25 protein-coding genes are annotated in these 23414 nt (G+C 41.6%); 14 read left to right on the top strand and 11 right to left on the bottom strand.

Features of this window, described 5'->3' with window-relative positions; translation table 11 throughout:
- Window positions 1-254: 254 nt before the first annotated feature.
- Window positions 255-1268, bottom strand: a complete 1014-nt coding sequence (locus ACFO6W_RS17525) for an NAD-dependent epimerase/dehydratase family protein (protein WP_379998783.1) — start codon at window positions 1266-1268, stop codon at window positions 255-257.
- A gap of 252 nt (window positions 1269-1520) precedes the next feature.
- Between ACFO6W_RS17525 and rpmB the strand changes: the two genes are divergently transcribed.
- Genes rpmB through ACFO6W_RS17510 form a run of 3 tightly spaced genes read left to right on the top strand, consistent with a single transcriptional unit; the run spans window position 1521 to window position 2144 of the window.
- On the top strand, window positions 1521-1760 hold the full coding sequence (gene rpmB / locus ACFO6W_RS17520; RefSeq protein ID WP_006801314.1) for a 50S ribosomal protein L28: 240 nt from the start codon (window positions 1521-1523) through the stop codon (window positions 1758-1760).
- Window positions 1761-1780: 20 nt separating this feature from the next.
- The gene (rpmG, locus tag ACFO6W_RS17515) at window positions 1781-1969 is read left to right on the top strand and encodes a 50S ribosomal protein L33 (protein ID WP_006801313.1); all 189 of its coding nucleotides are present in this window, start codon (window positions 1781-1783) and stop codon (window positions 1967-1969) included.
- Window positions 1970-1982: 13 nt separating this feature from the next.
- Window positions 1983-2144 carry a DUF4295 domain-containing protein gene (locus tag ACFO6W_RS17510; RefSeq protein WP_006801312.1) on the top strand — a complete coding sequence of 54 codons (162 nt, stop codon included), beginning with the start codon at window positions 1983-1985 and terminating at the stop codon, window positions 2142-2144.
- Between the two features lie 77 nt (window positions 2145-2221).
- On the opposite strand, the gene ACFO6W_RS17505 is transcribed toward ACFO6W_RS17510, so the two are convergent.
- Complete coding sequence (locus tag ACFO6W_RS17505) at window positions 2222-2953, bottom strand: hypothetical protein (protein ID WP_379998780.1); 732 nt, start codon at window positions 2951-2953, stop codon at window positions 2222-2224.
- Window positions 2954-3499: 546 nt separating this feature from the next.
- On the opposite strand from ACFO6W_RS17505, the gene ftsY reads away from it, so the two are divergent.
- From ftsY to ACFO6W_RS17485, 4 genes are read left to right on the top strand one after another with little or no spacing between them, the layout of a single operon-like run.
- Window positions 3500-4453 carry a signal recognition particle-docking protein FtsY gene (gene ftsY, locus ACFO6W_RS17500; RefSeq protein ID WP_379998778.1) on the top strand — a complete coding sequence of 318 codons (954 nt, stop codon included), beginning with the start codon at window positions 3500-3502 and terminating at the stop codon, window positions 4451-4453.
- 3 nt (window positions 4454-4456) lie between these two features.
- Window positions 4457-5752, top strand: coding sequence for a 30S ribosomal protein S12 methylthiotransferase RimO (rimO, locus tag ACFO6W_RS17495; protein WP_379998776.1), 1296 nt, complete (start codon window positions 4457-4459; stop codon window positions 5750-5752).
- Window positions 5753-5769: 17 nt separating this feature from the next.
- A complete protein-coding gene (locus ACFO6W_RS17490) occupies window positions 5770-6060 on the top strand; it encodes an HU family DNA-binding protein (protein ID WP_379998774.1) in 291 nt (96 codons plus the stop codon).
- The gene (locus ACFO6W_RS17485) at window positions 6053-7315 is read left to right on the top strand and encodes an HU family DNA-binding protein (RefSeq protein WP_379998772.1); all 1263 of its coding nucleotides are present in this window, start codon (window positions 6053-6055) and stop codon (window positions 7313-7315) included. Before ACFO6W_RS17490 ends, ACFO6W_RS17485 begins: the two co-directional genes overlap by 8 nt.
- Here the strand turns inward: ACFO6W_RS17485 and ACFO6W_RS17480 are convergent.
- The 6 genes from ACFO6W_RS17480 to ACFO6W_RS17455 all read right to left on the bottom strand — a co-directional run bounded on the left by ACFO6W_RS17480 (window position 7312) and on the right by ACFO6W_RS17455 (window position 12587).
- Window positions 7312-8103 (bottom strand): LicD family protein, encoded by a 792-nt coding sequence (locus ACFO6W_RS17480; RefSeq protein WP_379998770.1) that lies wholly within the window; start codon window positions 8101-8103, stop codon window positions 7312-7314. The two genes, ACFO6W_RS17485 and ACFO6W_RS17480, sit on opposite strands and share 4 nt — an antisense overlap.
- Window positions 8104-8109: 6 nt before the next feature.
- Window positions 8110-8745, bottom strand: coding sequence for a class I SAM-dependent methyltransferase (locus ACFO6W_RS17475; RefSeq protein WP_379998768.1), 636 nt, complete (start codon window positions 8743-8745; stop codon window positions 8110-8112).
- Window positions 8746-8752: 7 nt separating this feature from the next.
- Window positions 8753-9391, bottom strand: a complete 639-nt coding sequence (locus ACFO6W_RS17470; protein ID WP_379998766.1) for a phosphocholine cytidylyltransferase family protein — start codon at window positions 9389-9391, stop codon at window positions 8753-8755.
- Window positions 9364-9972: an HAD-IB family phosphatase gene (locus tag ACFO6W_RS17465; protein WP_379998764.1), complete on the bottom strand. Its 609-nt coding sequence runs from the start codon at window positions 9970-9972 to the stop codon at window positions 9364-9366. Before ACFO6W_RS17465 ends, ACFO6W_RS17470 begins: the two co-directional genes overlap by 28 nt.
- A gap of 153 nt (window positions 9973-10125) precedes the next feature.
- Window positions 10126-11124, bottom strand: a complete 999-nt coding sequence (locus ACFO6W_RS17460) for a glycosyltransferase family 2 protein (RefSeq protein ID WP_379998762.1) — start codon at window positions 11122-11124, stop codon at window positions 10126-10128.
- A 5-nt stretch (window positions 11125-11129) separates the two neighbouring features.
- Window positions 11130-12587 carry a lipopolysaccharide biosynthesis protein gene (locus ACFO6W_RS17455; protein WP_379998760.1) on the bottom strand — a complete coding sequence of 486 codons (1458 nt, stop codon included), beginning with the start codon at window positions 12585-12587 and terminating at the stop codon, window positions 11130-11132.
- Window positions 12588-13121: 534 nt separating this feature from the next.
- On the opposite strand from ACFO6W_RS17455, the gene ACFO6W_RS17450 reads away from it, so the two are divergent.
- From ACFO6W_RS17450 to ccsA, 5 genes are all read left to right on the top strand, one after another.
- Window positions 13122-14273 (top strand): porin, encoded by a 1152-nt coding sequence (locus ACFO6W_RS17450; RefSeq protein WP_379998758.1) that lies wholly within the window; start codon window positions 13122-13124, stop codon window positions 14271-14273.
- A gap of 123 nt (window positions 14274-14396) precedes the next feature.
- Window positions 14397-14981, top strand: a complete 585-nt coding sequence (gene nrfH / locus ACFO6W_RS17445; protein ID WP_379998756.1) for a cytochrome c nitrite reductase small subunit — start codon at window positions 14397-14399, stop codon at window positions 14979-14981.
- Between the two features lie 42 nt (window positions 14982-15023).
- On the top strand, window positions 15024-16523 hold the full coding sequence (nrfA, locus tag ACFO6W_RS17440; RefSeq protein WP_379998754.1) for an ammonia-forming cytochrome c nitrite reductase: 1500 nt from the start codon (window positions 15024-15026) through the stop codon (window positions 16521-16523).
- Window positions 16524-16602: 79 nt separating this feature from the next.
- Complete coding sequence (locus tag ACFO6W_RS17435; RefSeq protein WP_379998752.1) at window positions 16603-17865, top strand: cytochrome c biogenesis ResB family protein; 1263 nt, start codon at window positions 16603-16605, stop codon at window positions 17863-17865.
- The gene (ccsA, locus tag ACFO6W_RS17430) at window positions 17852-18637 is read left to right on the top strand and encodes a cytochrome c biogenesis protein CcsA (RefSeq protein ID WP_379998750.1); all 786 of its coding nucleotides are present in this window, start codon (window positions 17852-17854) and stop codon (window positions 18635-18637) included. Before ACFO6W_RS17435 ends, ccsA begins: the two co-directional genes overlap by 14 nt.
- Window positions 18638-18719: 82 nt before the next feature.
- On the opposite strand, the gene ACFO6W_RS17425 is transcribed toward ccsA, so the two are convergent.
- From ACFO6W_RS17425 to ACFO6W_RS17415, 3 genes are all read right to left on the bottom strand, one after another.
- Window positions 18720-18968 (bottom strand): hypothetical protein, encoded by a 249-nt coding sequence (locus ACFO6W_RS17425; RefSeq protein ID WP_379998748.1) that lies wholly within the window; start codon window positions 18966-18968, stop codon window positions 18720-18722.
- A gap of 213 nt (window positions 18969-19181) precedes the next feature.
- Window positions 19182-20822: a hydroxylamine reductase gene (hcp, locus tag ACFO6W_RS17420; protein WP_379998746.1), complete on the bottom strand. Its 1641-nt coding sequence runs from the start codon at window positions 20820-20822 to the stop codon at window positions 19182-19184.
- 22 nt (window positions 20823-20844) lie between these two features.
- Window positions 20845-21708 (bottom strand): ATP-binding protein, encoded by an 864-nt coding sequence (locus ACFO6W_RS17415; RefSeq protein ID WP_379998744.1) that lies wholly within the window; start codon window positions 21706-21708, stop codon window positions 20845-20847.
- 115 nt (window positions 21709-21823) lie between these two features.
- Here ACFO6W_RS17415 and ACFO6W_RS17410 point away from each other — a divergent pair, with 115 nt between their 5' ends.
- Both ACFO6W_RS17410 and ACFO6W_RS17405 read left to right on the top strand, forming a co-directional pair.
- Window positions 21824-22498, top strand: a complete 675-nt coding sequence (locus ACFO6W_RS17410; protein ID WP_379998742.1) for a Crp/Fnr family transcriptional regulator — start codon at window positions 21824-21826, stop codon at window positions 22496-22498.
- Window positions 22499-22582: 84 nt separating this feature from the next.
- Window positions 22583-23272 (top strand): Crp/Fnr family transcriptional regulator, encoded by a 690-nt coding sequence (locus ACFO6W_RS17405; RefSeq protein ID WP_379998739.1) that lies wholly within the window; start codon window positions 22583-22585, stop codon window positions 23270-23272.
- Window positions 23273-23414: the final 142 nt, after the last annotated feature.

Genomic DNA, 23414 nt, shown 5'->3' with positions numbered 1-23414 from the left:
ACTATTTGATGTTTTAGTTAAAAGGATTATGGAAATGCATAATCTTTATCTATACCAGAGATTTTTAGGTAGTTGTTCCAGATGGTTGTTCTTTGAAAATTTTATAAATAAGTACGAGCAGGCGAGTTGGTAAATAACCGGGAACTTCATCTTGTTTTTTTATTTCCCTTCCTACTGAAAAAGGTAATGCAAAAGCCGTCAATTCTGCCGGTTCTCAACCGGAATATATTGACTGTGGCCATATTGTAAACAGATTATAGCCAACCGTTTTCTTTATACCACTTGACAGATTCTTCCAGACCTTTCTTCAGGTTATATTTTGGGGAAAACCCGAGGTCATTGGAAAGAGGAGTAATGTCGCATTCCCAGTTGCGTTGTCTCATTATTTTATATTTATCCCTATTTAAGGTAGATGGCTTCTTCGTCAGTCTGGATATATTTTCAGCTATTGCGGATATGGTTTTTAATAGCCACAGGGGGACTTTCACGCTGAGTACATGTTTTTTGCCTATAGATTCTTTTACCAACCGGGTATATTCCTTATCGGTATATACATCTCCATCGGTAACAAAATAGGCCCCCTTACGAATGTCGCTTTCCAATCCGAGAAACGCGGCATCGACCAGATCTTTGACATATATGAAAGTCAGGTGCTGAGGCCTGAATCCTGCACCGACATCCAAACCTGATTTCACAGTCTTTACCATTAGGAAATAATCCTTTTCGCGTGGCCCGTACACACCTGTTGGCCGTAGAATAATGTATGGAAAATCATCGGTTGATTGCAGGTACATCTCCGCCTTCAGTTTGCTTTTCCCGTATGCTGTATTCGGATTGGGGGTGTCGGTTATTTTTAGCGGGATGTAGTTTGTTTCATCTCCAAGCCCGCACACACTGAGGCTGCTCATTAATACGAACTTTCCGGGAACAGCATCTGCCGCTTTGAGCGCATCTATGAAATTGGCTGTATATTGGAAATTAACCTTGTCGAAATCGCTGGGGTTTAAACATTTTGTGACTCCGGCATTATGAATAATATAATCGAATTTGCCATGTTCGGAAACAAAGCGGCATAAGTCCTCCGTTAATTTATCTTTATCATGAAAGGGGAGGTCGATGAACTGAATACGTTTATCCTGCAAATATTCGCGACTGCTGCTTTTGCGGATTCCGGCCCAGGTTTCATAGCCTTTTTCCAAAGCCTTTTCGACCAAAAAGCTGCCGATAAAGCCACTGGCTCCTGTGATGAGTATGCGTTTGTTATTCATATCACAAAGATACAAATATTATTTACCAATATGAATAAGACTGCCTGTCTGTCTCCTGGATAGTAAATCCACCTGAAAAATGAATTAAAAATAGTTTATAGCGATCACATTAAGAGTATTAGTAGGGTTGAAACTGGAAATAAAAAGAACTTTAACGATATAAATATTTGTAGGTTTGAAAAATATGACTAAATTTGCAACCCGATTTGGATAGGATATAATATAAAAATAAACATATAAAACACAATAGCGATGTCCAAGATTTGTCAAATTACAGGAAAAAAAGCTATGGTTGGCAATAATGTTTCTCACTCGAACAGAAAGACTAAGAGAAAATTTAATGTCAATCTTTTTAAAAAGAAATTCTACTGGGTAGAAGAAGATTGTTGGGTTAGCCTGAATGTTTCAGCTGCAGGCCTTCGTACAATCAATAAAATTGGATTGGACGCTGCAATCAAAAGAGCGGCCGCAGATGGTTATTTAAACGCTTAATTATTTAGGAGGAACAGGAAATGGCTAAGAAAGCAAAAGGAAACAGAATCCAGGTAATAATGGAGTGCACAGAGCACAAAGCCAGTGGTATGCCGGGCACATCCCGCTACATTACTACTAAGAACAGAAAAAATACTACAGAGAGATTGGAACTGAAAAAGTACAATCCCATATTGAAAAGAGTAACTGTACATAAAGAAATCAAGTAAAACAAGATAAACCATGGCAAAGAAAACAGTCGCAGGTTATCGTGACCCATCAGCAAAAGACGGTCGTAACTATGCTAAAGTAATCAAAATGGTAAAGTCCCCTAAAACAGGCGCTTACACATTTAAAGAAGAAATGGTTCCAAACGAATCAGTAAAAGATTATTTCGCTAAATAATCGCCATATTAAAATATAAAGAAACCTCTTTGTCGCAGAAACAAAGAGGTTTTTTATTTAGAAAAAGTGGCTACTGTCTAATAGTTTGAATATGAATTCATAAACCGGGCCATACCGTTTGTGACCTCAAATTTCCAGTATCTGTGATAAATACATCCTGCCGGACAATCACCCTCCCCAATACTGAATATAATAGTTGCCGTATTGCCTTTCCTTTCTAAATCAATTGTATTTCCCCCGCCAACGCAGCCATTGTTGAACTCGGCGGTCAGCACGGATTTTAGCCTCCTGAATTCGGCTTCCACAGGAATCATATTATATTCTTTCTTTGTAGTAATTGTTAGCCACGGAAACTCAGGATAACCATAGAAAGGCTTAACGGATTCCGGTTTATATTTTGTCAGGACTTTATCCAGTTCAGCATCTCCTGTCGGAATAATTCCTTCAGCCAGTTTTCTTATAGCGGGTAAAGCTGTATTAACCTTCAGGTATATGGAATTAAAGTTATAACAATAGTATCCATGAATTTTATAGATATTGAATACGGTATCCCTCTCCAGAGACTGCAAATTGTAAACAGCCTGAATTATTTCCAGGACTTTTCTTTCTTCATCGACATTCAACTCCGGATTATTATGATCCGGGTTATTCGGGTTCTTAAAAACTTCGTTAAAGTATAACTGTCTTGCGTCCGCCGAATAATTCTCAATAATGAATGGTTCCAGCTTTACAGAAACAGGAGGTATACTGTTATCATCGCAACTTATAAATAAAATAAGAGAAGTGAAAAAGAAAGCGATATTCTTCATATTCAAATTGTTTAGGTTAATATAAGATAGATGCAATGGGATTTGTAAAAGCTGCATGTTTGCAAGAATATCCGGCATTAATCATTTTATATCAGGGCAAATACACTGGATTGTGTTTTTTCTTTGTAGAGGTTTATCTATGTAATAAGCAATTAGTATTAGCTTTTAGCTGATAGTTCTTTGAAGTGCTGGATTTAGGATTTAAAAATTTAATGTTTAAGGATTCAAAAAAAGTTACAAGTTACTGCGCCCTAGGGCAGTTACGAGTTACAAGTTGGCTGGCGCCCTGTTTTGTTTCACGCAGAGACGCTAAGGCGCAAAGTTTTTATATCTTACGGGTTAATGACTGCTTACTGTAAATAGTGTTACCTTTGTTACTTTTTAACGAGCAGTAAGCTAAAAGAACTGTATGGACATTAATTGGTAACTGCTGATTTTTCGTGCGTTTGCCCTATATTTTTATGTGGACATTCATCATATGTGTGGCCTAAATTCACTATCTTTGCTGATTACAAATGTTAGTTATGTATTGAAATAAAAACATCTATGGGATTATTTGATTTCTTTTCGAAACAAAAAAAGGAAACACTGGATAAAGGTTTGGAAAAGACCAAAGAGTCGATGTTTTCCAAATTATCGCGTGTTATAGCCGGAAAATCGAAAGTAGACGATGATGTGCTCGATCAACTCGAAGAAGTACTGATAATGTCGGATGTAGGCGTAAATACCACATTGAAGATTATCGAACGTATCGAAAAAAGAGCGGCAAAAGATAAATATGTAGACGATAAGGAACTGAAAAATCTGCTGCGGGAAGAAATAGCCGATTTATTGACTGAGAATAATGCAGTAGATAATGATGATTTTTCTATTCCGGAAGCTGTGACACCATATGTGATAATGGTTGTCGGCGTAAACGGAGTCGGCAAAACAACTACAATCGGCAAGCTGGCTAACCAGTTTAAGAAAGCGGGTAAATCCGTATATCTTGGTGCGGCTGATACATTTCGTGCAGCAGCCGTTGAGCAGTTGGTTATCTGGGGCGAACGCGTAGGTGTCCCGGTCATCAAACAGGCAATGGGTTCCGATCCGGCTTCTGTAGCCTTCGATACATTGAGTTCTGCAAAGTCGAACAATGCTGATATCGTAATAATAGATACTGCAGGGCGGCTTCATAATAAAATCGGCTTAATGAACGAACTTTCTAAAATTAAGAAAGTGATGGACAAAATAGTCCCCGGAGCACCGCATGAAGTGCTACTTGTTCTCGACGGTTCTACCGGACAAAATGCATTTGAACAAGCTACACAGTTTACGGCTGCTACCGATGTTACAGCCTTGGCTATCACCAAACTGGATGGTACGGCAAAAGGAGGGGTTGTAATTGGTATTTCCGATCAATTTAAGATACCGGTAAAATATATAGGTTTGGGAGAGGGTATTGACGATCTTCAGGTGTTTCGCCGCCGCGAGTTTGTCAACAGTCTCTTTGGAGAATAAGAAATGAAGAAAAACAGAATAGATGTCATCACGCTCGGTTGTTCTAAAAACCTGGTAGACTCCGAGTTATTGATGAAACAATTGTTGGCAAACGGCTACACCGTAAAACATGATCCGGATAAGTCGGAAGGAGAAATTGTAGTTATAAACACATGCGGCTTTATTGGTGATGCGAAAGAAGAGTCTATCAATATGATTCTTGAGTTTGCAGAGGCTAAAAAAGAACGGAAATTGAATAAGCTATTTGTAATGGGTTGCCTTACCGACAGGTATATGGAGGAACTGAAAGCCGAAATACCCGAAGTCGATAGCTTTTACGGAAAATTTGGATGGAAAGCCCTCATCTCCGATTTGGGTAAATCATATCATAAGGAGTTAGCGCTGGAACGCAATATTACGACTCCTTCTCATTACGCTTATCTGAAAATTTCGGAAGGTTGTAATCGTGCCTGCTCTTATTGCTCCATCCCGATCATGACCGGTAAGCATCAGTCCAGGCAGATAGAAGAAGTCGAAGAAGAGGTAAGGCATCTGGTAGCTTCCGGTGTAAAAGAGTTTCAGGTTATTGCACAGGATTTGTCATTCTATGGCCTGGATAATTATAAGCAGGCTAAGTTGCCGGAATTGATAGACCGTATAGCAAAGATTGAAGGTGTAGAGTGGATACGTTTACATTATGCATATCCGGCAAATTTCCCTTACGATCTGTTACGGGTGATGCGGGAGAATGATAATGTGTGTAAATATCTGGATATAGCGTTGCAACATATCAGCGACAATATGCTGAAAAAGATGCGCCGCAATATAACAAAGGAACAGACATACGACCTGATAAAGCGTATCAGGGAAGAAGTCCCCTGTATCCACATCCGTACTACCCTTATGGTTGGGCATCCCGGAGAATCCCATAAAGACTTTGAGGAATTGCTCCAGTTCGTGAAGGATGTACGTTTCGATAGAATGGGCGCGTTCCCTTATTCGCATGAAGACGGAACATACGCCTATGCTCATTACAGAGATGAAATATCAGATGCCGTAAAGCAGGAGCGGATGGACGTTTTGATGGCTTTGCAAGAACGGATTGCTCTTGATATAAACGAACAGAAAATAGGAAATACCCTTAAAGTAATCGTAGACAGGGAAGAATCGGATTATTATATCGGCCGTACGGAATATGATTCGCCAGAAGTAGATCCGGAAGTCTTGATTAAGAAAAATAAAATGCTTAATATTGGGGACTTTTATAATATTAAGATAACGGGCGCCCAGCCATTCGATTTATATGGAGAAGTGATTTAAATCTAAATACAAATGCTATGACAAACCAGGAATTAATAGCAGCGCTGGCTAAAAGGCTAGGATGGACACAACGGCAGACTTCTGAAGTATTGGAAACTACAGTTTCCATAATTAACAGCAATCTTGAAGACGGGAACTCAATCAATATTCAGGGTTTCGGCCTTTTTGAGACTAAGAAAAAAGGGGAACGGATATCCGTTAACCCCGTATCAAAGCAGCGTTTCCTTGTTCCTCCCAAAATCTCACTGGCATTTCGTCCCGGGCAAACAATAAAAGATAACCTTAAAAATCTGGAAGTAAATGGATGAGAGACTTAGTCTACAGGATTTAATTGACCTTCTGGCAAAAAAACAAGGCATAACAAAGAAGGAGGCGGAAACTTTTTTGAGGGAACTTATTGCGGTCATCTCAGAGAGTATAGAAAGCAATGATCCGGTGCGTATAAAGGACTTCGGTGTATTCAAACTGGTAAAGGTAAACGCGCGTAAAAGCGTAGATGTCAATACCGGAGAAGCTATAGAGATTCCGGCTCATTATAAACTTAGTTTTATTCCTGATAAATCATTAAAAGAAGCAGTCAACCGGCCTTTTGCCCATTTCGAGAGTGTTATACTTGAAGATGGGGTGTCTTTCGAAAATGTAGAGGACGAGGCCGATGAGGATATTGCAGAAGACCAGGATGATACTCCGGATGCAGCTATTGTTGAAGAAGAAATTACAGAGTATATCGTTATCCCTGAGGAATCCGTGGAAGAAGCTGTTGCAGGAGCTGAAGAAGTGGAAGAAGCTCCTCTACCTGAAGAAACAGAAGCGGAGTCTGCCATAATGGAAGCTAAAGAAGAAGCCGGAATAAACTCCGACGAGGAGAGCGCTGAAGAAAGTGTTGATGAAACAGTTCACGAAAAAGCAGGAACGACGGCTACCAGGGCTTTCAGAACATCCACACCCAGTACGGATATTGACTCTATGTTCTACAATCATAGCAAAAAGTCCAGGCGCAGACGGTTTATCTCTTTAGGCTTTGTTGTACTCCTTATTTTAGCGGGGTTTGCCGTTGGCGGATACTATTTTCAGGAACTGGCCGCTTTCTTAACGGGATCCTCTGAGGATAAAGGCCGGAAGAATGTAATCGTTTTTGATAAGAAACCACCAGTGGATTCGCTGGCTCAGAAACAGGACTCGACTCAAATAAAGGATATTGCACAACAAGCTAAGAACGAATCCCAGCAGGATACAAAACTATCGCAGACTGAGCCGGATGGCGGTGAGGCGAAGGTTGTTGCCCAACCGGCTAAAGACCCGGCAAAACCATTAGCAACAGAGACCATACAGCCCGGGCATACGCTTCGGAATATAGCCTTGAAATACTACGGACACAAGTCATTCTGCGTCTATATATATGAAGAAAACAAAGGTGTTATCAAAAACATAAATAATATAACGCTCGGTACTAAACTGATAATACCGGCCCCATCCAAATATGGTATAGATCCAAAGAATCCGGCCTCGGTAGAAAAAGCGAAAGAACGCGAGAAGAAGCTGTTCAAAGAAATGGGCCTCTAGTCAAAGAACCTGATGACTGAAGCATGAATCCTCCGTTTCTCTTTGGGCGGGATCTGCATGTAGTCGCCATATAAACGTCTCAGATAAGCATCGGCATTTGCAGGAGCCATAAATTCTTTATTTTCAAACACGATGGGCTTTGTCGGCACAAAGTCCCTGGCGTGAAGCTGATACTTGTTTAAAGTAGGGATACCATAGCTGTATATCAGATCGTCGGACGTAATAAGGAAATTGAAGAAGCGTGCTATCCCTACCATTGTGCAGGCAAATGGCCACATCAACAAGGCTATTACATACTCCTTTCTATTGCCGTTATGATGACGAAGACGCCTAAAGGCCCGTCCATAAAAGAAGTCAATGAATGTTTTTACTTTTACATATCCTTTTTCCACGGGAAAAATATCTATGAAAATCCCTTGCTCTTTCAAAGCCGTCTTCATTTCTGTTTCCTCAAAGTAAGAATTCTTATCTCTTACTTTTGCCATTTTAGCAGGGTACAGTCTTTCTGTAGTCTCATCCTGAAAAACCATATTCTCCGGCAGTTCCTTTTTCAGTATTTTACGCAGCCGTTTGTAGTCGTTTCTCATAACAGCGATGTCTATATCATCATCCCAAGGTATGAACCCTTTGTGGCGTACCGCCCCTAAGCATGTCCCCCCATCTAACCAGTAAGTGATATTATGCTTCCTGCATATTTTATCTACTTCCGATAGAATATCCAGCATTCTCATTTGAGCTCGGCGGAGGATTGTGCCTTCACCGTTATATATTGAAAAATCTTCTTGCATAAACATTTATTTTTTGGCGACAATCGCATAAAAATGCGTATTATCCCATCTATTACATTCAGGAGGATAAATATCGAACGTTTCGATATTGCAATAACCGATTACTTCTAATGTTTCTATCTCCTTGTCTAAGTGGCGGTATTGAGAGAAATAATTTTGCTGCAACTCTTCGGAAAAGCCCGATACTTCCACGTCTTCTGCTACTCCAAACTGATTCTTGACGATCAGTTTTCCTCCGGGTTTTAATAGATTGAGATACTTCTGGTATAGATAAGTTACTTCTTCCTTATTAAAGTAGGATACAATACCGAACATGGTAATTACATCGTACTTTTTGTTTGTTCCAAACTGCAGAATATCTTGATTGACAACCGTGATATTGGGAGATTTCTTTATAAATCTGGAGAAGTCCGGAAATAACTCAACAGCATCGATATGACGGACCCTATCATAAAACTTGTTTATCGTAAGCCCTGTGCCACTGGCTAAATCCAGAATATCAGAGTCTTTATCGGCAAATTTAAGAATAAAGTCCGCGTCAATTTGTGTATAATCGTTTATAGGGTTTACCTTTGTCGTTTTTTCGTCCGGATTGGCCGAGGCCTTTGTCTTCCAATACTCTACAGCTTGTTTGTTTTCCATACCGTTTTTATTTATACCATTCTTTAACATGTTCAACAACCCGCTGGTAGTCCTGGTAAGTATCTATGTCATATGCCCTGACTTCTATCCCCTTCATGGGCAGGTAAGGTTCCAGCTGATTGAAAACATTACCGGAAGAATATCCCAGCTTGTCTTTTCTGATACATGCCGGCCCTGTCCATTCATAATCACCGTTTTCCCGGGAAAATGAGATTACGCTGCCATCTTCGGTTGTGTTTACAAAAACAGCTTCATCCGATGCCTTTTCGGCATAACAAATAAACTCACCATCCTCTGACAATATTCTTTTTACATCGTCGGGGTGAACCAGTAAGTCTCCGTCCCATTCCAACACATATTCGTTCGCATGTTGTGCTCCCAGGTAAAAACTTGCACCTGTTTTTGTCTCGAAATAACGGTGATTGAATACAAATATGACATCATCTCTGTATTGCAGTACTTCTTTTACAACATCGTTGGCCTGATATCCTACAACGATACGCAAATCTTCAATATCTTTGAATGCTTCCAATTGCCACGATATTAATGATCTTCCATTGATCTTGATCAAGGCTTTGGTCTGTCCGAGCCCTAATCGCGAGCCGACTCCGGCACAACTTATAACAACTGATTTAGTTGACGACATAATGCTTTTTCGTTAAAAATCAAATAATCAGATATCGGCAACAGGCTTTGAGACGGGAAATGGGTCATACCTGCAGCTATGGCTATATCTGCTATGCGCATTGCTTCCATATCATTGTTGCCATCTCCGATATATACCACTGTATAACCGCTTTTTTGAAAGTTTTCCACTACAATTTCTTTCTTCAGAATAGTTGTAATTTGTTCTACTTTATTCAGCTTGACAATACCTTCAGAATAAAAGGATTCACAACCTATACGTTTGAGCAATTTGTCTACCCAGCACTCTAAGTTGCCGGTGGCAATGACGCAATGTTCTTTGTTTTCTCTTATGAAATTCTGTAAAAGCGGATATAATTTTGCATTTTCAAGCAATGAAGATATTTCTGAAACCGGAAGTTTCCCTAAAATATTTACTCGCCGGATAAAACTTTCAATAAAAGGAATATTTCCCTGAATAGTTTCCTTTGTGATTGCACCTATTTCTTCTTGAATATTGAAGTGCTCAGCTATCAGGGGCAAAGTTTCCTCTGCCGTGACCGTTCCGTCTAAGTCGAAGATAAATTTTATCCGTTTATTCATTGTTAAATCCTTCTAAAAATGCCTGGCAAATTTACAATATTTTTATATGTTTCTCTTTAATAATGTATGTAAAAAAACTCATTTGGTGAATGAACCTGTCCCTGTCTTTCATTTTTGTTATTCTTTTGTCATTTGAGTCCCGGCGCTTCGTTATCATTTATTTCTTAAGAAAAACATAAGCTTTAGTAATTTCATGAGTACAGTAGGCTTCAATGAAGCAAACGGCGGTATTATTCCGCCATACTTCTTTTGAGATACACAGAGCACAATCCACCGGGCCCAAAGGAATGCAACGAAACCTTTCTGATTGTACGTCCTCTTTATCCTGTTTTGCCGGATAAGTTTCGAGAACCAACCGGAAATATCGTTGAATCGGGGAACGGGGACCTCTTGCTTATTCCCCAGACTATAGAGGCTGAAAGTAATCCTGTGACAAAATAATTCCTCGTCAGTAGGTGTAATATCCAACATTCCCAATTCATCAGAGATGATTTTATCTTTCAGCTTATCCTGTATTTCATTGTTTAATACGGATACGTTGCTGTCGTGCCAGCGGTATGCCAGTAGTTCATCTTCCAGATTAGCTACTTTTCCATGCTTTGCTATCCGGCACCAAAGTTCATAATCTTCGACGTGCTTATATGCTTCATCATATCTGTTCTCCAACAGCACCTCACGCCGGATCATTACACTAGGATGCACAAACGATGGCGAGAAGAGGAGACTGATTTGGAGTAAATCATTGTCAGGAAGGTTCCGTATTTTTCCCGTTCTGCCGCCCCGGCTATTGATGACAGCGGCGTTAGTACCACACATCAGATAGTCAGGGTGGGCATCCATAAAATCTATCTGTTTCCTCAACCGTTCAGGAAAAGAAATGTCATCCGCATCCATACGGGCGATATATTCTCCTCCGCAAAAGTCGATACCTTTATTCAGGGTTTTTATAAGACCCAGATTTACAGGGTTCTTTATATAGTACATCCGATTGTCGCTATAGCGGCTTATAATCGTTTCGCTATTATCTGTAGACCCATCGTTTATAAGTATCAGTTCCCAATCTTTGAAGCTCTGTGAGCATATGCTGTCTATTGCCTCGGACAGATATTGTCCGGCATTATAAACAGGCATCAGTATGGAAACTTTAGACATAAGGGCTATCGTTTAAAGGTTTTATTATAAGACTGCTTCACGAAATCTATCGTTTCCTCCATTATGACTGACCCGAAGAGTTTCATTATCAGCAGATAAATACAACTTCCCACAAAGGCCGGCATTAAAAGTAATAAAAATATATTTTCCAATCCAACCAGAGAGAGCATGGTAAACGGAGCAAATGAGGCCACAGATATAATGATGTATGGTACCGTATCCCTCAGTATCTCGACAAACGAGTATGTTATACGTTTTCCGGCAATAAACATGCCGGCAAAAAAAGCGAGTACATTAACGAGGCTTAATCCTATTACCAGCCCTTGTATCCCGAATTGTACCCCAATGGCAATCGCTACCAGTACAAGCACATTTTTGCATGCTTCTATTTTTAACAACAGCTTCGATTCCCCTTTGAATTGCAACAGGGACGAGATAAGGCTGAAGAGAGGCAGAAAAGCACCTCCGATAGATAATATTTGCAGTATGGGGACTACATCCGCCCATTCGCTCGGCAAGTAGATGGATACTATCGGGCCAGCTGTTACTATCAGCAACATAGCCACGGGGAAAGAGATAAACGAGGTTATGCGCATAACTTTCCGGTATGCCTTTTTGCTTCTTTGGTCATCTTCTCCTATCTTCGACAATAAGGGATAAGCCACACTCCTTATCCCCTCACTGATAACCGATTGCGGGATATTTGTCAGTTTCAGCCCCTGGCTGTATGAGGCTACCTGAGGAATAGAGAACTTTTTACCGATAATCAAAGGTGATATATTGTTGCATATTTGTCCAAAAAGCCCTGAGATCAACAGGTTAATACTGTAAGACGACATCTTTTTGATATGTAGGAATACAAATTTCCCACTAGGCCTCCATTTTACGAAAATCCATAGCAGTAAGCTCCTGATGAAACTTTGTAAAACCTGCTGGGCAGCCATACTCCATATCCCGTATCCGTTGTACGCCATCAGTATGGCTATCAGCCCCGATACGCACCATGCGACAAGTGTAATCCGGGTATTGAGTTTGAAGTTCATCTCTCTCACCAGGTTCACATTCTGGATGATGGCGAATGCATTGAAGACAAAAGCAAGGAATACAAAGCGAGCCAGGTCTGTCAATACCGGTTTTTCATAAAACCAGCTGATGAGGGGAGCGCAAAAGAAAAGAATTGTGTATAAAATAAGACTGATCGATATATTAAAATAAAAAACAGAGGTGTACTCTTCGGGATGTACTTCCCTTTTCCGGATCAGTGCCGATGAATAACCGCTCTCCTGCAACATACCCGAAATAATGGTGAAAATGGCTAACAGGTTCACTGTCCCGATGTCTTCTTTCGATATCAGACGGACGAGAATATAAAAGAAAACCAGCGTTATAATTTGCTGTCCGCCTTTATCGATAAAGCTCCAGAACAAAGCTACACCTGTTTTCCTTTTAAGTGAATCTGCCATCTGCAAATAATGTAATCATTGGGCACAAAGTTAATAACTTTTTGCAGTCATCAGTCAACAGTATCGTGGTTTGTCATGCTTAGAGAAACGAAGCATCCCGTCAGAGAATAGTTAACAACCTGTCTTTCGTGTCTTTCTCCAAAAAGGTTACAAAGGTAACACATATATCAGTTAACAGTAAACAGTTAGCAGTAAACAGTGAACTAACTTGTAACTCGTAACTGCCCGAAGGGCGAAGTAACTTGTAACTGTTAAAAGGTAACAAAGGTAACACATGTATCAGTTAACAGTAAACAGTTAACTAACTTGTAACTCGTAACTGCCTGAAGGGCGAAGTAACTCGTAACTGCTTTAATCAATACTTCAAAGAACGATCAACTATAATATAGATAAATTTTCTCAACAAACATACTATCCCGATCGCTACAAAATCTATATGTAAGAAACATTCATTTTCAAGGTGTAATATATATTACACTTTTTTTGCAGAATATTCGCATATTTTGTATAATGAAATATCTAATACTTGTAGAAATGAAGAAAATTTTTGTTTTTATAATCTTTTGCTTATCATTCAGCACTTTCTACGCGCAGGAATCTGACGAGTTACTGAAGAAACTGGTTGAGAAAAATGTACTTACCCGGTCTGAAGCCGATGAAATTAAAAAAGAGGCGGCAAATAAAGAACAAAAAGCAACCCTTCCGCAGAAAGTAGAAAAAGTAAGGCAAGCCTTCAATACCCCTTATATGCAGTTTGGAGGAAACGGGCAGTTAATGTACAGATACTCCGATGTAGACAAAATACACAACGACTTCAAAGCTAAGAATCTGTTTATATCGGTAAGTGGAAAACTAAACGATTCGTTCCGCTACGGTTTCCTTTTAGAGATGGTAAATCCATCTGTTCAGGAATTCTGGGGAGAATGGACGGCAGCCAAAGAGTTCAATCTCAAAGTAGGACAATTCAAAAGCCCGTTCACACTGGAAAGCCAGTATGTACCGGCCACACTGGAAACAGCGGCCTATTCCCGCACCATATCCAATCTGGTAGGATATGCAGGAGAGGACGATGTATTGAAAAAACAAAACAATAAAAACAATTTCGGACGCGACGCCGGAGCCATGATTTCAGGAGAACTTTTCCCGATGGAAAAGCATAATCTGTTGCAATACTCCGCCGGAGTATTCCAGGGAACAGGTGTTACCACCGGTGAAACGAACAATGCCAAGGACTTTGCCGGAATGCTATTGCTCCAACCCGTACAAGGGCTGAGGGTCGGAGGAGGAGTCTACTTTGGACAGGCCTCATATGCCAGAGCCGGGGAAACGGTGACATCCGACCACGTACGCGACAGATGGTACGTGAGCGCAGATTATAAATCGGAGCGTTTCAATGCCCGTGCCGAGTGGGTAAATGGCAACGATGGCGGAATAGAAAAGGAAGGGGTTTATGCCATGGGGCTGTATTACCTTGTTCCAAAAAAACTGAACGCCTTACTAAAAGCCGATTATTATAACAGGAATAAAGATATTAATAGCGAGGTAATTGATTATACTGTCGGAATAAATTATTATTTTTATCCTCAGTGCCGGATACAACTCAACTATACCTATTCGGACTATTCGAACAAATGGGATGCGCAAAATTCAAATGTAGTGATAGCACAACTGCAGATTGCGTTTTGAGGAAAATTTAAACAGTAACCAGGTAAAAGAAAGCATTTAATGATATAATATAGAACCATAGATCACTGTTGTTCTTTTACATAACAAGTAACAAATAGGTCTGCAACCTTAAATTAGCATACCATGATAAAAAAACTCCTGAGCCATATACCTAACCAGTTTATAGTACCCTTGTTTGTCGTAGGAGGTATTATAGTCGGATTGGGAGGATACTCAGTCTATATGTCGAGGGCTCACTCCTATCTTTCGGACGATCCGGCAGCCTGTATCAACTGCCACATTATGACTCCATACTATCAGTCATGGAACCATAGTTCGCACGCGCAATGGGCTACCTGCAACGACTGCCATGTACCGCAGGACAACATCCTTAATAAATATGCATTTAAAGCTAAAGACGGGCTTTACCATGCCGCCGTATTTACCATAAACGGAGAGCCGCAGGTAATCCGTCCTCGGGACGAAAGCTACGGGGTGATAATGGACAATTGCATCCGTTGCCACACGCAACTCAATACTGAATTTGTGAATACAGGTATGATAAATTACTGCGACGTGCAGGAAGGAAAGGGCAAAGCGTGCTGGGACTGCCACACACAAGTGCCCCATTCCAAGATAAGCAATTTGTCCTCCTCGCCTAACGCGATTGTTCCCCTACCCGCCTCACCCGTACCGGAGTGGCTGAAGAAGAGAATGAATAAAAACTGAATCTAAACCTATAAAAATAAACAACTAAAAACTCTATAAATTATGTTCAAGAAATTAGCAGAAGCAATCAAACGGAAACCGATTATCGGATGGGGCATATTTGCCGTTGTCATGGTAGGAGTGTTTGCATTAGGCATCCTGGCTGCCTCCATAACAGAACGCCGTGCCGAAATAGCTACACTGTACAACAATAAAAAAATAGAGATAACCGGGATAAACCCTCACAATGAAGAATGGGGCATAAACTACCCGAGAGAGTATAATACGTGGAAAAAGACTGCCGATATGGATTTCAAAAGCAAGCATCTGGGCAATATGCCCGAAGATGTGCTGGAGTCGCGTCCCGAAATGGTGGTATTATGGGCCGGATACGCTTTTTCACGTGACTATTCCGCACCGCGCGGACATATGCATGCCATTGAGGACGTACGCAATACACTTCGTACAGGATGCCCCGAAAACGGAGAGGGCGATATGCAGCCGGGTACCTGCTGGACATGCAAAAGCCCCGATGTACCACGCCTGATGCACGAAAAAGGTATTGAGAATTATTATAAAGCCAAATGGAGCGATTGGGGTGCGGAGGTAGTAAACCCTATCGGCTGTGCCGACTGCCACGACCCTGTCACTATGAATCTGACAATTACCCGTCCGGCATTAATAGAAGCATTTCAACGTCAGGGAAAAGATATCACACAGGCCACACCTCAGGAAATGCGGTCGCTGGTTTGCGCGCAATGCCATGTTGAATATTATTTTACAAAAGACAACAAATACCTTACATTCCCCTGGGATGGAGGCATGACTGTGGAAGCGATGGAGAAATATTACGACGAAGCAGAATTTACAGACTGGACACATGCATTAAGTAAAACCCCTATGCTGAAAGCCCAGCACCCGGATTATGAAATATTCCTGCTGGGACCTCATGCCCAACGCGGCCTGTCATGCGCCGATTGCCATATGCCATACATGTCGGAAGGCGGTATAAAATATTCGAACCATCAGGTGATGAGCCCATTGAAGAACGTATCGAATACCTGCCAGACCTGTCACAGAGACAGCGAAGAGAACCTGAAAAACTATGTTTACCAATATCAGGACAAAGCATTAGAAATCCGCGATCGTATAGAACAGGAACTGTCGAAAGCTCACATCATGGCTAAAACAGCATGGGACAAAGGGGCAGACGACAAAGAAATGGCAGCATCTCTCAAACTGCTTCGTCAGGCGCAATGGCGCTGGGACTTCGCAGTAGCTTCTCACGGAGCGTCCTTCCATGCTCCGGTGGAAACTCAGCGGATACTGGCTCACAGCCTCGACAAAACAATGCTTGCCCAGCTTGAATTGCAGAAAGTACTGTTCAGCCATGGAGTAACCGATATGCAGATGCCGGATATATCTACCAAAGATAAGGCTCAGGCATACATCGGCCTGGATATGAAGACCCTGAAAGATAAGAAAGACAACTGGATAAAAACAGTAGTTCCTCAATGGCTCGAAAAAGCTAAAAAAGAGGGGAAATTAACAGCAAATATTTAAACAGGCCCTTAAACGGCAGATAAAAAAAGAAGAGAGTGTCTGGGAAAGGCTTCAGGCACTTTCTTCTCTTCATATACATATGGAACAAGGAAAACGTAAGATGTGGCAATTCCCGTGGCGGTACAAAGAAAGTATCGCTTTTGTGGCAGGTTTTGCCTTCATTGGTTTTATGCTTCAGATTACAGTAGGAAAGTTTGACTTTTACCTGCTACAGGCTCCGGTCAACCTTATCCTCGGTGGCGCGGTAATAGCATTTCTCATATTACTCTCATTCGCCCGCAAAAGTGCTTTCTACCAATGGATATCGGGTGTTCCGCTTTCGGTAACCCTCATTGCTGCGCTGTTGGTATTGGGGCTGATAATGGGACTTACTCCGCAATTCGCGCGTCTCGATCCTCACGATAAAGATATATTCACGGTGCTTGGATTCAGGCAGGTAACAAGCAGCTGGCCTTTCGTGCTGATATATTTCCTTACGCTGATTTCCTTAGGTTCACTGATTGTAAGAAGGCTGGTCGCTTTCCGCAAGCAGGATTATGCTTTCTATTTCAATCATATAGGGCTCTGGATTCTCCTTTTTGCCGCAGGGCTGGGAGCCGCCGATATAAAGAGATATGTAATGCATGTCCGCGAAGGTGAAGTGGAATGGCGTGTCTACAGCGAAAACAAAGATGTGCTGGAACTTCCAGTCGCCATACAGCTCAATGATTTCGAGATGGAAGAATACCCGCCCAAACTCACAATAATAGACAGGGAAAGCGGCGAATCTCAGCCTAAAAACAAACCTGATTATTTCCAGATAGACGAGAAAAGGCCTAATGGCACACTCGATAAATGGGATATCAGACTTGAAGAATATATCCATCAGGCAGTACGCAACAGTGACAGTACTTATCAGGCTGTGCCTATGCCCGGCTCCAGTCCGGCAGCAAAAGTATCGGCAAGGAACAAACAAACAGGCGAGATGCGTAAAGGATGGGTATGCGGAGGCAATATGGCACAGTTATATATGACATTACCTCTCGACTCTCAATATTGTATTGTAATGACACAACCCGAGCCAAAGAGATTCCTGTCGGACATAGATGTATTCATGGAAGATGGAAGCGAACAGCACGCGGTTCTGGAAGTAAATAAACCTTTAAGAATAGGCAGTTGGACTATCTACCAGTACGGATATGACAATCAGGCCGGCAGAATGTCCACATACAGCAGTATGGAGCTGGTATACGACCCGTGGCTCTATCCTGTCTATGCCGGAATAATTCTATTGTCCGTAGGTTCGATATGTTTATTATGGTCGGGAAACAAAAAAAGAAAGGCGGAAGATGACTTGGGATGAATTTCTTTGGTTTGCAATACCTGCAATGATTTGCTGGATAAGCGCAGGAGCACTGGTATATAAATGTAAGAAAACATTTATCGTAGAAGGACTAATGATAGCCGGCATTGCTATTTTTGCCGCGTTTATCATCGGCTTATGGATAGGACAGGAACGCCCTCCGCTCCGTACAACAGGTGAAACCCGGTTATGGTACTCATTCTTTCTGGCAACAGTTGGTTATTTTACATACAAGCATTGGAAATATAAATGGCTGTTGTCATTCTCCAGCCTGGTCGCCTGCGTTTTTGTCTGTGTAAATATATTCAAGCCGGAAATACATTCGACCAATCTGATGCCTGCCCTCCAAAGCTATTGGTTTGTGCCGCACGTTACAGTCTATATTTTATCCTATGCCATGCTTGGGGCTGCGACCATTGCTGCTATTATTCAGTTGGTAAATCTGAAAAAAGACAGGCTGGATGATAACCTGTACAAGCTGATGGATAATGTTGTTTATATCGGTTTCGGCTTCCTCATACTGGGAATGCTCATGGGAGCAGTATGGGCAAAGGAGGCATGGGGACACTACTGGTCGTGGGACCCAAAAGAGACATGGGCGTTTATTACATCGGCGGGATATTTAGTCTATATCCATATGCGGCTGCAAAAATATCATGTTAAGTTTGTTTTATGGATGCTGCCAATCGCGTTTGTTTTACTTATGATCACCTGGATCGGCGTCAATTATCTTCCTGCCGCACAGAATAGCATCCATGTCTATTCTAATTGAGAAAGTTCTTCCGTATTAATAAGTTGGAATAAAAGGTTCTATTTTTAGTTACAAGTTACTACGCCCTGCGGGCAGTTACAAGTTACAAGTTGGCTGATGCACATATGGCCAGAGCCTGAAGAGCTTTTGTCTTGTCGTCGCATTGCGATTCCGGCCTCGTCCCGCAGGCGGGGTCCCCAATCCGTAAAGCGGAGGTGTAGGGCAAAATATGGTAGCTGCTACACTCTGCTGATAATCCGGCTAAAGATGATTCCGTATTATTTTGCCCCACCGAAGCTGCGGTTTTGGGTCGCCGGGGGATGCAGCCTTGATTTTTTGTTTCGTTTTGCATCAAGGCAAAATGAATTGGAGCGAAGCGGAATTGAAAATCGGCGTTAGCCAAATCGGTGCAGCCAAATACAAGCCGACTGGCGCGTTAGAAAAAAACCAACAATTTTATACAACACTAATAATCTTAACTGCAGATTAATACCCCCATATAATCGCAAATAAAAGCCGGATACATGAATGTATCCGGCTTTCATTATATACTTATCTGATATCCTTAGCTGGCAAGGAACATTTCAATATCTTCCTCAACAGAAGATATACCACCGATTCCAAAATTCTCAACCAGTACTTTCGCTACATTCGGAGAAAGGAATCCCGGAAGAGTTGGTCCGAGATGTATATTCTTCACTCCCAGATGAAGCAGAGCAAGTAATACTATCACTGCTTTTTGTTCATACCATGCTATATTGAAAGCGATAGGCAGGTCATTAATATCCTCCAGCCCGAATACTTCTTTCAGTTTGAGGGCGATGACTGCCAATGAATAGCTATCGTTACACTGTCCGGCATCCAATACACGCGGAATACCGCCTATATCGCCCAATGACAATTTATTATATCGGTATTTGGCACAACCGGCAGTAAGAATAACCGTATCGTCAGGCAATGCCTCTGCAAAGTCTGTGTAATAATTACGGCCTTTCATGCGTCCGTCACAACCTGCCATTACAAAGAATTTTTTTATTGCACCCGATTTTACGGCATCCACAACCTTATCGGCTAATGCCATCACCTGCGCATGGGCAAACCCACCCACGATTGTTCCGTTTTCGATTTCCTTCGGAGCCTGGCAGTTTTTCGCCATTTCTATTATTTCCGAAAAATCTTTCTGCTGCCCGTCTTTACGCTCCGGTATATGTTTTGCACCATCAAGGCCGGAAGCACCTGTGGTAAATATACGTCCTTTGTATGTCGCGTTTTTGGAAGGAGGTACGATACAGTTTGTAGTAAATAAGATTGGCCCGTTAAACGACTCGAAATCTTCTTTTTGCTGCCACCATGCACCGCCATAATTACCGACCAGATGTTTATATTTTTTCAGATGCGGATAGTAGTGTGCCGGCAACATTTCGCTATGGGTATAAACATCTACCCCCATACCTTCGGTCTGTTGCAAGAGTTCTTCAATATCCCTCAGGTCATGTCCGCTGATAAGAATTCCCGGATTCTTTCCCACACCGATATTTACCTGTGTAATTTCAGGATTCCCGAATCGTCCGGTATTGGCCGCATCCAGCAATGCCATTACCTGTACACCGTATTTACCTGTTTCGAGAGCCAGGGCAACCAGTTCGTTTACTGAAATATCCTCTCTTGTAATTTCAGCTAATGCACGCTGCATAAACATGTATATCTCATCATCCGTCTTATCCAGGTTATAAGCATGCTCGGCATAGGCTGCCATACCTTTAAGCCCGTAATGCGTCAGTTCCTTCAGCGAACGTATATCTTCATCTTTTGTGCGCAACACCCCTACCTCAAGTGCTTTATCCATGAATCCGGATTCATCGCCATTCCATGTACATTCGTCCGGAAGAATAATAGATGTATTTCCCAGCCGGGCAGATAATTCTGCTTTCAATGATAAACCTTCCTTTACTTTCTCCTTTATCGCTTCGAAATCGAAGTTAGCATTGGTAATGCTGATAAACATAGCATCGACAATAAACTTGACTGCTGTAGATGAAGCCTTTCCTTCTTTTCTCAGTTCGTTGTTGTATACGGCAATCCCTCTGGTTACGAACAACAGTAAATCCTGAATATTCGAAACTTCCGGAGTTTTACCGCACACACCCATTAATGCGCAACCTGTGCCTTTAGCTGTCTCCTGGCACTGAAAACAAAACATGTCCATGATAATATTTTTTAGTTAGTGATTATATCCATTCTTCTTTTTTCACATCGCCCTGCACCGAAAGGACGATTACTTTCACAGGGACGTTCCTCTCAGCCTCTTCCCTTGCCATCTGTACTATCCGTACTAATCCTCCGCAACACGGAACCTCCATGATAAGCACGGTAAGGGTATCTATTTGCGCCTCATCAATCATCTCAATTAACTTATCTATATACGATTGCGTATTACTGTCTAACTTAGGACAGGCAATAGCAAGAGCCTTGCCTTTAAGGAAACGGCTATGGAACTCGCCACTGGCAAACGCTGTACAATCGGCAGCCAGTAACAGATTGGCTCCACGAAGAAATCCGGCATTCGGATTTAGTAAATGAAGCTGTACAGGAAATTGTCTCAGTTCGGATGGTTGTACTATCACAGGCGCAGCCATCGTGAATCCGGATGGGGCAGGCCTTTTAATCTCCTGCATCATGCTGCCCGGACAGCCGCAAGCGGGTTTGTCCTGCGTAATTGAGTTTTGTTTATTTTCGGCAGGAAAGTTCACTTTCACATTACGCTTTTTCAGATACTCCAATCCCTGATGTAACAGTTCGTATTCCTCATGCTCTTTCAGATGGTTCAGGTGAGCGAGTATTACCTTCTCCCCTTTCGGGAGCATGCGTTCCATCACAGCATACTCGTCATAGGGTTCAGCTTCACGTTCTTCGAGAGTAATAGCACCGACGGGACATTCTCCTATACAAGCACCAAGACCGTCGCAATAGAGATCACTAATCATAACGGCTTTGTCATTGATAAGCTGTAAAGCTCCTTCATGGCAACCTGATACGCAGGCACCGCAACCGTCACATAGTTCTTCATCTATTTTTATGATCGTTCTTTTCATTATTTACCCTTTTTATTTTTTACAAAATTAAGTTGGTAGTACGTTTGAAATATGTCACATATGCGACGTTAGCCAAAATAATTATATCTTTATCTTTGAATACACAGATTAGGATATGGATTTAACAGCATTAAAAAAGATTCCGCTTTTTCGTTCAATACATGAAGCAGAAATAGAAATGATATTTTCGGAACTGAAAATTACCGAAACAGAATTTAGAAAAGGAGAGGTCCTGGCCCTACAGGATGAACTATGTAACAGGCTCATTATACTACTTTCGGGCAGCGTAAAGGGTGAAATGACCGACCCTTCAGGAAAGGTAGTGAAAGTAGAAGACATATATGCGCCAAGCCCTCTTGCCATCCTGTTTCTATTCGGGCCGGACAATCGTTTTCCTGTCCAGGCAATCGCGCGGGAGGATGTCACCGCGCTGGTGATACCAAAACAATCGGTGCTCAGAATGCTGAGTATGAACCAGACCCTGTTGAAGAATTATTTGGATATCTCGGCCGACTTTGCATCCCGGTTAAGTAAGAAGCTTCATTTTATGTCTTTCAGGACTATCCGTCAGAAGCTGGCTGTATATATACTTAACTTATCGAAAATGAAACAGGAGGATACCATAGAGCTGGATAAAACCAAAAGTGCACTGGCCGAATACTTCGGAGTTTCGCGCCAATCGCTGGAACGTGAACTTTCAAATATGCAGCACGACGGATTGTTAACAGCCGATAAAAAAATGATTACAATAACGGATAAAAACAGATTGATCCATATTGTCCGTTTTTAAGAAACATACTTGCTAAAAAGCTGTAACTCTTTTGTAAAGTAAACAACTAGAATTATCTTTGATAAACCTTAAAGTACAAGATTGATGGAGCACAATAATTATCTGACCGACCAACAAATCAATATCATCCACAAAATCCCTTTATTCAGGGGACTGAATGAGGATGCGAAGAGGACTTTGTTAGATAAACTGGATTATACTGTGACCGAAATATCCAAAGGCGAAATTATTATCCGTCAGAACACGCCCTGCCTGCATATGTACATTCTCTTGAAAGGAAATCTTGAGGTAAATATTATCGATGTTTCGGGTAACAATGTCAAGGTGGAGAACCTTATTGGCCCACGGGCATTTGCCACCCCTCACCTGTTTGACGGGAATAGTATATTTCCCGCGACCTTCACCGTTATGGAAGACGGTATTTTATTTAAGGCGACGAAAGAATCGGCTTTTAAACTGATAAGTTCAGAGCCGGAGCTTTTAAAGAACTTTTTGAGGCTCACCGGAAATTGCAACGCATGTACCGTAAGCAGACTCCGGATTCTATCATACAAGAGCATAAGAAGCCGCTTTATCTATTATCTGTTCGAGCACAAACAAAGTGACACATTTTCTGTTATGGAACACAACCAGACTCAGTTGGCCGAATACCTGAGTGTGACCCGTCCGGCGCTAGCCAATGAAATAAAAAGGATGGCTGACGAAGGTTTATTAAAGATAGATGGCAGAAATGTGGAATTGTTGTCTATTCCTTCTTTACTGAAATACGTCTGAGAAATATTTTCCTGTATAAAAAGATCGGGAAAAATCAAAGTTATTAATATCCCGATTAACGTATATCAAGTATTTATAAGAACACTAAGAATCTTGCTTTTACAGAAGGGGGCGGCGGTCTTGGGCATCGCGGATCAGGACG

Source organism: Dysgonomonas termitidis (assembly GCF_042654545.1).
Taxonomy (GTDB): domain Bacteria; phylum Bacteroidota; class Bacteroidia; order Bacteroidales; family Dysgonomonadaceae; genus Dysgonomonas; species Dysgonomonas termitidis.
Note: the sequence above shows the minus strand (reverse complement) of the source record. Positions and strands in the feature narration are given on the sequence as shown.